Here is a 13,001-nt window from a genome sequence, read left to right on the forward strand (position 1 = left end):
TTTAAAAGTACTTAGCTAGAGAGGCCCTTAACGACAGGCACGCATTTATCCCTCACTGCGCTTTCTCGTCGAGCTTTCCTATCTCACGCTCCTATCGCGCTTCATATACCGCACAGCAACATGTACGTCTTCTATCATGAATTTTTTCACGTTTTAGGATGGTTTTTAATCATTTTTTGAATGCTAAATAGGCCGCTAACCTAATCGCTATCAGAAGTCAGTACCGAGGTTAATTGTGACAACGATAGAGTTTTTCCACGATGCAGTCTGCGGATGGTGTTATTTGCTATCTCCCCGCTTACGTAACATTGCGGCTAAGTATCCAGTAAAAGTTGTGCATCGCACATTTGTGTTGCAGCGAAACCGGCGTGAAATGATTGAACGCTTTGGTTCATTGTCTCAAGCCAAAAAAGAAATTCTTCAGCATTGGGCACAATGTCAACGTTACGCAGAGCAACCTGAGCTTATCAATATTGAGCGAATGCAAGAGGCAAAATTTGAATATCCATCGGGTTATCTAGCGGCGCTCTACGCAAAAGCCCTTGAGCAACTTCGTGGGCAACAAGCGCACTGGGACTTTTTTGATGCCGTACAACGGGCACATTTGTATGAAGCGCAAAATATTTCAGATGCCCAAGTGTTGAATCAAATCGCAAAAGCACAAGGGGTCAGTCACTTAGATCTTATCGCTACTTTGTACTCGCCTGAGGTTAAACAAGCGATCATTAATGACAAATTTCGCGCTGCTAACTTTGGTATTCAGACCATTCCCTCGTTAGTGATAAATGGAAAAAATGTCATCTCACAGACGCTGTCACAGGAACAACTCGAACAGCTCATTTGTACTCAGATTGCCAATCAAAAAGAGGAGGAGGAAATATGAAGCTGCTACTGAGCGCTCTGCTCGCTGTTTCATTGCAAACAGCCAATGCCGAGCAATTTGTGGGCACAAGCCCATGGGGTAAACATGATGAACTCGGGCGTTTGAATATGATGACGCCGCAACGCCAGGCGCAGGTGATGTCGCAAATTGATGCGCACCGCATATTTGACTTATCGGTCGAGTACTTTGTTGGTATGCCAAGTTGGCAAGCCGCAGGAGACCCACACTATCAGTTTTGGATGACGCACACTCCTAGGGGCGCGGTTATCGACAACGTGCTTGATATGGGAGAAAAGGTAAATCGCCATGTAAGCTATTCTGGCAGTGCGTTTTCAATGTATACCCACACTGGTACGCACATTGACACCTTGAGTCATTTTGGTCTTGATGGCGAAATTTACAACCATTTTAGCGCAGATGAAAACTTAGGTGACAAGGGCTGGAATCGAAGTGGTGCCGAGACTATTCCGCCACTAATTGCGCGAGGTGTACTCATTGATTTGCCCAAGGCAAAAGGTCTCAGCATGTTGCCTGACAACTACCGAGTGACCGAGGCGGATATTAAACAAGCATTAGTGCAACAGCACGTCACGTTGCAGCCGGGAGATATTGTTCTATTGCGCACAGGACGCATGCAAAATTACGCACAGTCAGCCAAGTATATGGCTAACTCTCCTGGACTAGGCATAGCTGCAGCGACTTACTTAGCAAAAGAAGCAGAGGCTATGGTTGTCGGCGCAGATAACCTAAGCTTCGAAGCCTTCCCTTCGGAAGTTGAGGGTAACTACGTACCTGTTCACACCTACTTATTAACGCAAATGGGCGTTCCCATCATGGAACTGGTTAACTTAGAAGAACTGGCTGAAGCCCAAGTATATGAGTTTGCGTTTATCGGTGGTTCGTTGAAATTGCGTGGTGCTGATGCAGCACCACTGCGCCCAATCGCCTTTCCATTAAAAACAGCTAAAAAAAAACCGCAAGAGGAGTAAGTTATGGCTATTTTAGAAGCACTAAACTGGCGTTATGCCGTACGGGAATTTAGTGATACCCAATTATCAGAGGACGTTGTGACAGAGCTAATTGAGGCTGCTCGGTTAAGTCCTTCTGCCTATGGTCTGCAACCCTATCGACTTTTAGTTATTAGCTCACCACAGATGAAAGAGAAACTGCTTCCATACGCCATGGGCCAAACGAAGATCCGAGACTGTTCGCATCTATTCATTTTTGCGACCAGTACCACTATCGATGCACAATTTATTGAGCAACACTTTGCGCGAGTAGAGCATGAACGTGAACTAGAAATAGGCGCACTGACTGGGTTTACCCAGCATGTGAAAGAAGCAATGCTGTCAATGTCTTCACTACAATTACAGCATTGGGCTGAAAACCAAGTGCATATTGCACTGGGCAACGTGCTAACGGCATCAGCATTGAAAAAGGTTGATGCGTGTCCCATGGCGGGGTTTGAAAACCACGGCTTTGACAACGTCTTAGGGTTAGCACAGCTCGAACTCAGAAGTACGGTAATTTGCGCTTTAGGTGAACGAGCCCCTACTGACACAAGCGCTGATGACCGAAAAGTTCGACTACCAATTAACGATTTCTGTATAGAGATTTAGCTCATGCTCGTGCTAATGGCGCTCTTCGCTGGCGCCCTCATTGCAGTACAAGCGGGTATGAATAGCCAGTTAGGAGTACTTTTGAAAAACTCCCTTATGGCCACCGTCGTTGCATTTGCATTAAGCGCTTTAGTCAGCGCAATGGCATTCATCAGCTTTACAAAGCAGTGGCCAAATTTGGGCGAAATGCGCGCAGTACCATGGTATTTGTGGTTCGGCGGCGTGGTCAGTGCGATTGGGGTCGGGCTGTTTTATTTCCTGATCCCCAAAATGGGCGTGGGTGCCATGATGTCCTTTGCGCTCACGGGGCAGTTATTGCTTGCTGTGGTAGCGAGTCATTTTGCGTGGTTTGGTTTACCACAAGCTCAATTAAGCCATATGAAGTTGCTGGGCTTAAGTGCGATGGTTCTTGGTTTGGTACTTTTGAATAGGTAGTAATATGAACCCTTTTATTACGAAAAATTGCATGAACTTAACGGCGCTTTGGCATTGTTATGGCGCCAAAAAAGAAAATGACTTATGGTTTTCAACAGATTGGCCGCATCGTGTTTGGCGCGATTCATTGGCAAAAACAGTGACCTTACATGGCCTACAGAAAAGCCAGCTAAACCCAAAACAACAATTAGTGATGCTCGACTCTTGCAATGGGCAACGTGACCAACTGCCAGAAGGACTAAAGGCTGATGTCAGTTTAACGCTTATGCATTTGTTGGTATCAGAGTCTTGTCAGTCTTTAAGACCGGGCAGTGATCTTGAGTGGCTTGCAAGAGATGACGAGCTTGGGATACAAGCTTTTGTGGAAATGTGTAGCGAGGGCTTTGGTTACCCAATGGATATTGCCCCCTTACAGCGATGTGCCGAAAAAGCAGGTGGGAAATTAGGTTTTTTACGTAGTTCAGGCGAACGCGTAGCTACTGTGCTTCTTTTTCAGCAAGGTTCAACCTTAGGTGTATACCAAGTAGCGGTACCCAACATTCACAGAGGTAAAGGTTACGCCAGCGAAGTAATGCGTCACTGCATACTTTGGGCGCAAGAACACGAGGTAGAATTAATCACTTTACAAGCATCCGAGATGGGCCTTAGTTTATATAGACGATTAGGCTTTCAAGAAGTCGGCAGCATAACGCTCTGGAGAAAATAATGCACCGGATATCCTTAGAACAATGGCGTATGTTTGTTGCAGTCGTTGATAATGGTGGTTTCGCCCAAGCGGGAGATGCCCTTTATAAAACCCAATCTACTATTAGTCACAGCATCAAAAAGCTCGAAAGCACAGTAGGTAAACAACTCTTCGAAGTCGTCGGGCGAAAAGCCGTACTGACAGGATATGGAGAAAGTTTGTTAACAGCAGCACGCACGCTAGTAAGCCACGCAGACGCTCTTGAGCATGATGCAATCTCGCAACAAAGCGAAATTCGCACAACGTTTACCCTCGCGGTCGATATCTTATTTCCTAATGAGCGGCTTTGGTATGCACTGGCGCAGCTTGCCACCGAATTTCCCGAGCTCAACATTCAGCTGTATGAAACAGTGCTATCACGATGTGGCGAGCTACTTGATGATGGCACGGTTGATGTCGGCATTGCCAGTGCTATTCCCAAAGGATATGTCACACAACTTGCTACAACAGTCGACCTTTGTGCTGTGGCACACAAAAATCATCCATTAGCGTCTGACAAAAAACACGCCTTGAGTGAGCTTGAACAATATCGTCAACTTGTTATTCGTGATGCGGGTTTACGGGGCAATGTCAACTCAGGTTGGTTAGGCTCCAATAGTCGCTTAACGGTGAGCAATTTTGAACAAGCTTTACAGGGTATTCAACACAAGGCTGGCTTCGCGTGGCTACCGTTATGGTTTATACAACAACAAAACAAAGCAGATATTATGCAGCTCAAACTTGATAATGGTCATATGCGCACAGTCGCTATGCAATTGGCCGTTCGAGCAGAACTCGCTTCCAGCAAAGTGGTAAAAGCCTTCGTAAAGTATTTATCTGCAGAACGCACACCTGAAAGTAACTGATCCCCTGCATAACGTTTGTTTGTCACGGGCTGGGCGCCGCGCCATTCGCGCCCAAAAACGCCGCCCCCACCTACTCCATTTCACGCATTCCCTTTCACATATTCCCTTCAGGGCATGCACTAAATAGTGCAAACATTCGCTCAATACTGATTGATTGATTAGGGTTGAAGGCAAAGTCATTGCTTTTTTCTGTAAAAAGTCAGTAGATAGCCTTAGGTATTTCCGCTAAATTATTATAGTGATTATTTTTTTCTGATTTCATTGCAAAAAATTGAAAATGCTCTAGCGACAAATGAATGTCACAACACATAAGCCCTGAACAATTATAAGCCACAAGAGCGCAACGGAAAGAGTCATCAATGAACGCGTTAATTGAGAAAGATATCCAGACTATTCAGTCTATTGAAGCTGTCCCGCATATTATGAAGATGTTGTCAGATACCACAGGTTTGCGGTTCATCTGTGTGGCGCGCGTGACTGATGAAAAATGGACAACCTGCGCTGTGCTCGACGGCGTTAACTTCGACCTTCATCCTGGGGATGAGCTTGATATATCCACTACTTTTTGCATTCAGGTGAAACGCTCGACCCAGCCGATCGTTATCCAGCACGCTTCAAAAGATGACCACTATCGCAAAAGCGAAATTCCAATTATGTATGGGTTTGAAAGCTACTTTTCCTTTCCCATTTACACCAAAGACGGGCATTTTTTCGGTACGCTATGCGGGTTAGATCCGCTGCCGGCGAAGTTAGAAACAATCGAAATTCAACAGCAAATCAAGTCATTCGCTGAGTTGATTTCAAGGCAGATTGAAGCTGACGAAAAGTTAATCAGTGCCGAATCTGATTTATTCGATGAAAAAGTAGCAGCTAAATTACGCGATCAGTACATTGCCATTCTAGGTCACGATTTAAGAACGCCATTATCCGCTTTAACTATGGGCGTAGACTTTTTAAAAGATCACGTAACAGATGCCACCTCTCAAAAAATACTTGCCCGCATGGACAACAGCGCAACGAGAATGAAGCGTTTGATCAGTGACGTTATGGATTTAACCCGTGGTAAAATGGGTAATGGCATGGAGTTAAACGTTAAGACAGTCAACAATCTGCAAGATATGTTAACTCATACGGTTGATGAACTATCAGGGCTGCATCCCCAGCGCGCAATTCAAACCAATATCGATGTCAAAGGGACACTTTCTTGTGATCCTGAGCGCATTGCCCAATTGCTGTCGAACCTGTTGATAAATGCCATTGTGCATGGCGACCCTCAGCAAGCAATTGAGGTAACAGCAACGATAGAAAACGGCCTATTCTCACTTAGCGTTAGCAATGGTGGCGAGCCAATAAGGCCAGCCGTGATTGATAAACTGTTTCAACCTTTTTGGCGCAATGAAAGCGACAAGCAAACCGGCGGCTTAGGGCTAGGCTTGTTCATTGCTTCGCAAATCACCTCAGCCCATGATGGAAGCCTAACCGTAAGTTCAGATGAACACAGAACAGTTTTCGCCTTTCAGGCAACCCTTGGCTTAAATGCGATTGAAAGCTAGTGCTTGTGTCATAGCAAACCTTTTGTTTTATCTGCTTTATATTAACTCGTCTGTAAGTATGAGTAACACAACTTGAACATGGCTTTAATCAGCCCTATCCAATGTCACTCAAACCTAAGGAAAGCGCTGAACGAATTGTGATGGGGCACTTATTAATGCAGATTGGCATTCGCTATAGACTAAACCTTATTTAGCTTGGTCAAACTATCAAATCGTTATTGTTTTTCTTTGCCCCGCCTTTCTTTTCTTGTTCTGCTTTTCCTTCAGGTAAAATATTTCCGCTTCCGGTTACTATTCTTCTGCTTATTTAATATTCTTGCTTGGGTATTATATATTGCGCTAGTCGCTAAATTTGCATGTCAAAAGCAGCAAGGAGTGAAGAACGTGAATCAGTTAAATCTTGCCTTGATAACCATCGGTGCGGTTGTTTTAGTGTTGGGTATGCTTTCGCGTATTATTGACCGTTCTTACCTTACCATGCCTTTGCTCGCCTTTATTGTAGGTGTTGTGCTTGGCCCAATCGGCTCAGGTTTACTAACACCGGATTCATGGGGCGATAGTTATAAACTGCTGGAAGAATGTGCTCGAGTGACCATCGGGATCAGCCTGATGGCGATAGCGCTGCGAATTCCTAAACACTACCTATTTGATCACAGGCGATCATTTATTCTCTTGCTTGGGGTGGGCATGCTTGCGATGTTTTTAATGAGCAGCCTAATGGCCCACTGGATCTTAGGTTTACCTGTGCTAATGGCATTGTTAATTGGCGGAGCAATTTGCCCAACTGACCCGGTAGTCGCCAGTTCCATCGTCACTGGCGGGCTAGCGCGCCAACACTTGCCTGACCGTTTTCGTTATGGACTGTCTACTGAATCAGCCATTAATGATGGTTTGGCTTATCCCTTAGTGCTCTTGCCGGTACTTTTATTACTGCCTAACGAAAGCAGTCCTTGGTTAACTTGGGGCTTGCGGGTCATATTATGGGAAATTGGTGGAGCCGTGGCGCTAGGCGCATTATTAGGCTGGTTTGTTGGCAAGGCCTTGCTAGTCGCTGAACACAAGAAATCGCTCGACCATTCAGCATTTCTCGCCACCACCTTAGCCTTAACACTACTAACATTGGGGGTAGGCAAATTTTTAGCTACCGATAGTGTACTCGCGGTGTTCGTAGCAGGCATGGTTTTCAGTCAGATGGTGGGCGGCTCAGATCGGGCAAAAGAAAATAAGATCCAAGAAACAGTAAATCTATTTTTCACCTTACCTATCTTCATATTCTTGGGCTTGATGCTGCCAGTTGATAGTTGGTTTGAGCTTGGCTGGGAGGGAATCTGGTTCACCATAGGCATACTCGCTATTAGGCGTATTCCAGTTATCTTGGCGCTTTCCCCTTTTCTGCCCATTTGGAACAATTGGAAATTGGCCTTAATGGCGGGGCATTTTGGTCCTATCGGCATTTCCGCCCTGTTTTACGCCATGGTTATTCTGGATAAGACCGGAAACAACATTGCATGGACCGTCGGCAGCCTCGTTATTACCTCTTCTCTTATCATTCATGGAATGACAGCAGCCCCTCTGGCACGGTTGTGGGCGAAGGTAGATGAAGGTCAAGATGAAAGTGAGGCATAGCGGCATCTAGGCATAAGAAAGTACAATAGAGAAAGGAGAGTCGCCTCAACTCCCCTTAAAAGACATCCGTCTGATTAGTGGTAGTGTTTACAACAATCCACTATAGATTTTGCAGTATCGCTATTCTCACACTTGCTGGCGATATCACCTACGGACACAACCCCTGCTAACTGCTTGCTTTCTTCGTTATCTAATACAACAAGACGTTGAACTTCATTTTTGCTCATATTGGCTAACACCGTGTCGGTGTCGTCGTCCTTGAAACAATAAAGGACCGGCTCACTTAGAATAGGGGAAATGCTGTCATCTAAACTTATCCCTTTGGCTACCGCATTTATCACCAAATCTCTATCAGTCACAATGCCTACCAATTTATCATTGTCATAAACAGGCATAAGGCCAGCTTTCATCTGGGCCATTTTATTTGCGGTTTCTTTTACAGTTGCGCTAGAAGGTAAAATTTCAGTATTTTTAGTCATAACTTCATGTATATACATTCAACTTTCTCCTTTTGGTTAACGCTTGGAAAATTCCAAGCGCCCTTGACCATGCAAGTGATTTACCACTTCCCAAAACTGACTAAAAAGGACTACCCCGCTGTTAAATCGTGTAAATATAAAGACAATACGCGTTTAAAAAGCGTGTAGAAAATACACCGTACCAGTAAAGATTATACTCGGCATTCAAGGTTATTTTCCCCGATGAAATCTCACCTTTATTACCAATATGACGCTATAACTTGCACATAGACTTAAGACACTACTTTGTAAGCAAGGCGCGGTAAAAACAATATAAGCCTTGGCATGGATCCAGCAAATCAAAGATTAAGCGTTATTAATGCCGTAAGGCTTTTAGCCATGCTCTTTTATAGCTTTAGCACATTTATCGCTATGGCAACGTTAGACAAGTAGCCATTTAACTTAAGAGAAATAAACTAGGAGAATATTATGTCTCATGAAAAATACCGTGAATGTATTGATGCCTGTAATCGTTGCGCGAACGCGTGCGATCACTGCTCTACCGCCTGCCTAAAGGAAGATAACGTTGCACAAATGCAAAATTGTATACGCTTAGATATGGATTGCGCGGCCATGTGCCGATTTGCAGCCGCTGCAATGGCAAGAGGCAGCGATTTCGCCGATAGAATATGTCAGCTATGCGCTGAAATATGTGAAGCCTGCGCAAAAGAGTGCAGCCAATATGACTCTCAGCATTGCCAAGCATGCGCTCAAGCCTGTAGCGAGTGCGCCAAGGCTTGTCGTTCTATGGCAGCATAGTCCAAAAGGTATAACACAAAGGCAGAGTACGTTCAGTTTTTGGTAACCTACTCTGCCTCAAACATTCCCCCCCTACCATCAACTATTATCTTCAGCCTTGATCATTACTTTGGCTACGTTTTCAATATCTTGTGCAGACTGCCCGTTAACGTTGAGCATACCCTCTAAACTTAAGGTTCCTCCTTGGTTGTTGTAGCCCAAAAAGGTTGTTTTGTGTGGGCCTAAATCTAACAGCCTTAACACCCCTGCCATTATTTCTGCTCCGGTGTGGGTAACAAAAATACGTAGAGGTGACTCAGGAATAATGCGTTTTATGGTGGCAGAGTCGTGGCAATATGCAGCTTCTGTTTTATCACGAGGCACTCTAAATCGGCCCGGCTCAAGCAGAGCAACAACCGAGCATTTTATTGATCCTGCTTGCAACGCTTTGGCTGCACTGAGGCAAGCTTGCAGCTGATAACCGCCAATGGCGATAAGCTGTATGTCTGGGTTTGACTCTTCAACCGCAATAAATAGCCCTTCATTTGCTGCCTGCTTGGCCTCATCTTCAGTGGTGACTACCGGTAGTGCTTTTTTTGCCGTTACCAGCGCGGCAATTTTTCCGTGCGTACGGTATACGCTTTTAAGCACAGTTTGTGCGGTATTGGCATCGATAGGAAAATATACGGGAGCTACGTCAGACATCTCGCAAATCCAGTTTTCAGCAAACTTAGGATCTTGATGAGACTGTTCATTTTTTCCATTTTCCCAAGTATGCGAAGTCGCGATAAAGGGGATACTGATCCACCCTACAGAGCGATTTGCTGTTTGTAAATTACGCGAGAAAATGGCCTCTTGGCGCATAGCACCCAGCATTTTCATAGCAAAGGCTTCATAGCTTACAACTAACCCGATACCTTGCTTATTAGCCAATACTGCTGACGCGACAGCTTCTTCATTTAACGCGGTAATCACACCGCCTTTTAACGATTCTAACGCTTGGTCTTCTGGTGAGGTGACACGGTGCTTAAGGGAGCGAACCGTCGCCTTCATCCGATTACTTTGTATTTCATCTGGGTTGCCTAATCGAAAGCGCAGTGCCTTATTGCACAGAATCAAATCGTTAAACCAATGATCAATCTGTGCAAGGCAAGAAACGGATTTGCCGACTTCTGAATAATTATCATCAGGGAGGGTTAAGTTAACGTGCTTCAGTACCCTTAATGGGTGATCTTTTTCACGTACACGGCCCGAATTTGTGTGGTTATTCAGCATTTTAACACTGTCTGCAAGCTCTTGTACCGAGACGTGAAGCTTAGCGGTTGCCTCATTAAAGTCTGCTCTGGCTTTTTCATCCTCTACTAAACTATCGCCTAGCGGAAGACTATGAGCGGCGTTCGTTCCGGCTGCTGGCAGACCATAGCCTTTGGCTACTTCAGCAATAATATAAGGGATTTTAACCGGGTACGAACTAAGACCAGATTCTGCTTCTTGGCCGCGTTTTGATAGAAGTTCCATCGCATTGATAATGGCAATCGCGTACGCAGCCGGGTCACTTCCATCTATGGTAACGGGGTCAAAATCATGTAACGCCAAATGTTGTTTAAAGTAACTGGTTCCCCCTTCTTGTACCATCAAAGTACGTTGGTCAATTCTGCGACCGTTATCAATCATTACAGGCGCGACTAATCCTGTGTCTGAGGCACGCCACCATCGCGGAGCCCAATCACTTCCCCTTTGTTCTTCAAACGCGCCATCGCTTAAAAAAGTGACTAACTCTTGGCCCGGCAGCGGCATATGAACATACTGAAGCGACGTGAAGCCTAAATATCCACCTTCAGAAATTCCGCCTGCTGTGTGAATATTTACGTGGCTACCCACATGAGATTCTAACTGCCCATCGGCGTTAAGATCATAACGGTAATAGTCATTGCACAGGTGACTCAGCCCTTCATCATCACACGAATAAAGCGACGCTTTTTCTTCATACTGATTACCGGTAATCGCGTTCACCGCTTCTATTGCGGCAACACAGTGCCCTTGCCCCATTATCCACGAGCGGGTTTTCCCGTTTAAAGCATTCGCCAGCAGATAACCGGTATAGGCGGGCGTCATATTTAGTGCGCCCCCAGTATGCCCCTGTGCTTTCTCTTTAAAGTCATCAATATTAAGCGTGTTTCCAGCCATAGATACGCGTTTTGCGTAAGTCATATGGGCCACAAGCCACATGCTAGCACTGCAAATTCTATCGGCTGCTTTTAGTAACTTTAGTGCATTTAATACTGCGGATTGTTCATCATCAGCAGCGTCACAAAGTGATGATAAATACTTTTCGACAATACTGATCGTCTCAGTAGTGTGTTGGATTTTTCCGTACCCCTGCGACCACTCATCAAAAGCGTCGGTAACCACTGCGTTGAAACTTGTCGGCATTATTCCTTCTCCTTCGTATACGTTTTATATTGATTAAACATCACCTCACATTCGTCACTAGGGGTAAGCCAAATCTCTGTTTGGGAATTTGCGCCGTGAATGGCACAAACTCCCTTCGCATGCTTGTTCTTCTCTTTAGAGATAGAAATGCCCATGCCTGTAAAACGTGACAAAGCAGACTCACGAACATCAGGTTGATGTTCGCCAAGCCCACCACCAAAGGTAATTGCATCTACGCCACCCAACACAGCAATAAACGATCCAATGGCTTTGATAAGCGCATAGGAATATGCGTCGCGAGCGACATAAGCATCGCTATTTTGGCTTTTTTTAAGCGTGCGGTAATCGCCCGAAATACCACTCAAACCGGCCAGCCCTGATTCACGATTAAGCAGCTTAGATAGGCTTTCTAACGTGTAGTTTTCACGCTCTAGCAAATGCAGAACGATGTTTGGGTCGATGCCGCCACTGCGCGTTGTCATGGGGAGCCCGTCAGTCGGGGTAAATCCCATTGTCGTATCTACTACTTTTCCATCCTGCCAAGCAGCTAACGAACTTCCGCCCCCTAAGTGAATGGTAATAACGCGATCATATTGCTTTTGCTTTTGAAGTAAGTTCCACTGAGATTGGTGCGCAAGCCCGTGAAAGCCATACTTCATAATTGGCCATCGATCAGATAGCCCGTCAGGAAGGGGATAGGATCGCGCGTAGTCTGGAAGGGTATTAAAAAGCGCAGAGTCAGAAAAAACAAAGTGATTAGCGTCAGGCCACTCATTAAGCCCGTGTTCAATTAATTTAAGCGCAATTTGGTTATGAAGAGGCGCTAAAGGTAGCCAGTGCTTAATGTCGTTCAGGCAATCCTCATCCACCTTTCGCGGATTTCGCTTCACCCTGCCAATGTGAACTACCCGATGTAAAATTACGCTGCAAGGCGCCGCGTCACTTAGGTACGAGGCGAAGTGATTAAAGAGTTGATCTGCCTCCCCCTCTAGCGACTGCTGATCAACACAACGCTCCCCTTCCCACACCTGTAGTTCTAGGGAGCCACTCCCCGCGTTACAAACAAGTACTCTCTCAGTATTGCTAACCTTAAGACTATCTTTAGGGTGCTTATGGGGCTCATTAAAAGGACGCGAAGATTCATTATCTTGCATGACTTAAATACGTGCTTTGGAATATTTTCATTGGATAAATGCTCCTCAGTATTGGTTGCTTCATGTTTAGACCTATGGGCAACTATTGAGAACAAAACTGTCGTCGAACAAAAAACAATCGAAAACCACTTTGAGCAAAAGCAGACAGACTTAGATTCTGCTCAATGGCTAACATCAACCGCGGAGCTCGAAAAACATTTCTGCTACGCAGCAGCGCAGATGATGAGGATGGGGAGCAAATGATGTGAGTACAGCGCAGATGATAAATCCATTCAAGCGCCATACCCATCATCAACGTCTGTGAGGCACGACAAAACACTCGAAGCTGCTTTGTATAAAAATGGTCAAGTATAAGGTTAGAAACCGCTACCTGACTTTATGGTTATGCGCAAAATGCTTTCACAGAAGATAAGAAAGTGAATAACACAAAGAGATTAACCGGTCATCAAAAG

The 13,001-nt window shown here is 45.2% G+C and carries 12 protein-coding genes; 9 read left to right on the forward strand and 3 right to left on the reverse strand.

Annotated features, from left to right (window positions below):
- Positions 1–235 precede the first annotated feature (235 nt).
- From GCHA_RS02455 to GCHA_RS02490, 8 genes are all read left to right on the forward strand, one after another.
- On the forward strand, positions 236–883 hold the full coding sequence (locus GCHA_RS02455; RefSeq protein WP_318248910.1) for a DsbA family oxidoreductase: 648 nt from the start codon (positions 236–238) through the stop codon (positions 881–883).
- Entirely contained in the window at positions 880–1,872 is a 993-nt protein-coding gene (locus tag GCHA_RS02460) for a cyclase family protein (protein WP_007984668.1), read from the forward strand. The genes GCHA_RS02455 and GCHA_RS02460 overlap by 4 nt, the downstream gene beginning before the upstream one ends.
- A gap of 3 nt (positions 1,873–1,875) precedes the next feature.
- Complete coding sequence (locus GCHA_RS02465; protein ID WP_007984669.1) at positions 1,876–2,502, forward strand: NAD(P)H-dependent oxidoreductase; 627 nt, start codon at positions 1,876–1,878, stop codon at positions 2,500–2,502.
- 15 nt (positions 2,503–2,517) lie between these two features.
- Entirely contained in the window at positions 2,518–2,937 is a 420-nt protein-coding gene (locus GCHA_RS02470; RefSeq protein ID WP_318248919.1) for a DMT family transporter, read from the forward strand.
- A gap of 4 nt (positions 2,938–2,941) precedes the next feature.
- Positions 2,942–3,643, forward strand: coding sequence for a GNAT family N-acetyltransferase (locus GCHA_RS02475; RefSeq protein WP_007984671.1), 702 nt, complete (start codon positions 2,942–2,944; stop codon positions 3,641–3,643).
- A complete protein-coding gene (locus GCHA_RS02480) occupies positions 3,643–4,527 on the forward strand; it encodes a LysR family transcriptional regulator (RefSeq protein ID WP_007984672.1) in 885 nt (294 codons plus the stop codon). The genes GCHA_RS02475 and GCHA_RS02480 overlap by 1 nt, the downstream gene beginning before the upstream one ends.
- Positions 4,528–4,886: 359 nt before the next feature.
- On the forward strand, positions 4,887–6,080 hold the full coding sequence (locus GCHA_RS02485) for a GAF domain-containing sensor histidine kinase (protein WP_007984673.1): 1,194 nt from the start codon (positions 4,887–4,889) through the stop codon (positions 6,078–6,080).
- Positions 6,081–6,464: 384 nt separating this feature from the next.
- A complete protein-coding gene (locus tag GCHA_RS02490) occupies positions 6,465–7,706 on the forward strand; it encodes a cation:proton antiporter (RefSeq protein WP_007984674.1) in 1,242 nt (413 codons plus the stop codon).
- A gap of 74 nt (positions 7,707–7,780) precedes the next feature.
- Here the strand turns inward: GCHA_RS02490 and GCHA_RS02495 are convergent, their stop codons facing one another.
- Complete coding sequence (locus GCHA_RS02495; RefSeq protein WP_007984675.1) at positions 7,781–8,203, reverse strand: CBS domain-containing protein; 423 nt, start codon at positions 8,201–8,203, stop codon at positions 7,781–7,783.
- 450 nt (positions 8,204–8,653) lie between these two features.
- Here GCHA_RS02495 and GCHA_RS02500 point away from each other — a divergent pair, with 450 nt between their 5' ends.
- Complete coding sequence (locus GCHA_RS02500; RefSeq protein WP_039991975.1) at positions 8,654–8,983, forward strand: four-helix bundle copper-binding protein; 330 nt, start codon at positions 8,654–8,656, stop codon at positions 8,981–8,983.
- A gap of 78 nt (positions 8,984–9,061) precedes the next feature.
- Here GCHA_RS02500 and GCHA_RS02505 read toward each other — a convergent pair whose 3' ends face one another.
- Positions 9,062–11,395 (reverse strand): phosphoketolase family protein, encoded by a 2,334-nt coding sequence (locus GCHA_RS02505; protein WP_007984676.1) that lies wholly within the window; start codon positions 11,393–11,395, stop codon positions 9,062–9,064.
- A complete protein-coding gene (locus GCHA_RS02510) occupies positions 11,395–12,549 on the reverse strand; it encodes an acetate/propionate family kinase (RefSeq protein ID WP_052017973.1) in 1,155 nt (384 codons plus the stop codon). The genes GCHA_RS02505 and GCHA_RS02510 overlap by 1 nt, the downstream gene beginning before the upstream one ends.
- Positions 12,550–13,001 lie beyond the last annotated feature (452 nt).

It is taken from the genome of Paraglaciecola chathamensis S18K6 (genome assembly GCA_000314955.1).
GTDB classification, from domain to species: Bacteria; Pseudomonadota; Gammaproteobacteria; order Enterobacterales; family Alteromonadaceae; genus Paraglaciecola; species Paraglaciecola chathamensis.

What these genes read in the sequence shown, in the direction of transcription:
- GCHA_RS02460 (WP_007984668.1), top strand. Translation starts at nt 880, where the DNA reads ATGAAGCTGCTACTGAGCGCTCTGCTCGCTGTTTCATTGCAAACAGCC.
- GCHA_RS02465 (WP_007984669.1), top strand. Translation starts at nt 1,876, where the DNA reads ATGGCTATTTTAGAAGCACTAAACTGGCGTTATGCCGTACGGGAATTT.
- GCHA_RS02470 (WP_318248919.1), top strand. Translation starts at nt 2,518, where the DNA reads ATGGCGCTCTTCGCTGGCGCCCTCATTGCAGTACAAGCGGGTATGAAT.
- GCHA_RS02475 (WP_007984671.1), top strand. Translation starts at nt 2,942, where the DNA reads ATGAACCCTTTTATTACGAAAAATTGCATGAACTTAACGGCGCTTTGG.
- GCHA_RS02480 (WP_007984672.1), top strand. Translation starts at nt 3,643, where the DNA reads ATGCACCGGATATCCTTAGAACAATGGCGTATGTTTGTTGCAGTCGTT.
- GCHA_RS02485 (WP_007984673.1), top strand. Translation starts at nt 4,887, where the DNA reads ATGAACGCGTTAATTGAGAAAGATATCCAGACTATTCAGTCTATTGAA.
- GCHA_RS02495 (WP_007984675.1), bottom strand. Translation starts at nt 8,203, where the DNA reads ATGTATATACATGAAGTTATGACTAAAAATACTGAAATTTTACCTTCT.
- GCHA_RS02500 (WP_039991975.1), top strand. Translation starts at nt 8,654, where the DNA reads ATGTCTCATGAAAAATACCGTGAATGTATTGATGCCTGTAATCGTTGC.
- GCHA_RS02505 (WP_007984676.1), bottom strand. Translation starts at nt 11,395, where the DNA reads ATGCCGACAAGTTTCAACGCAGTGGTTACCGACGCTTTTGATGAGTGG.
- GCHA_RS02510 (WP_052017973.1), bottom strand. Translation starts at nt 12,549, where the DNA reads ATGCAAGATAATGAATCTTCGCGTCCTTTTAATGAGCCCCATAAGCAC.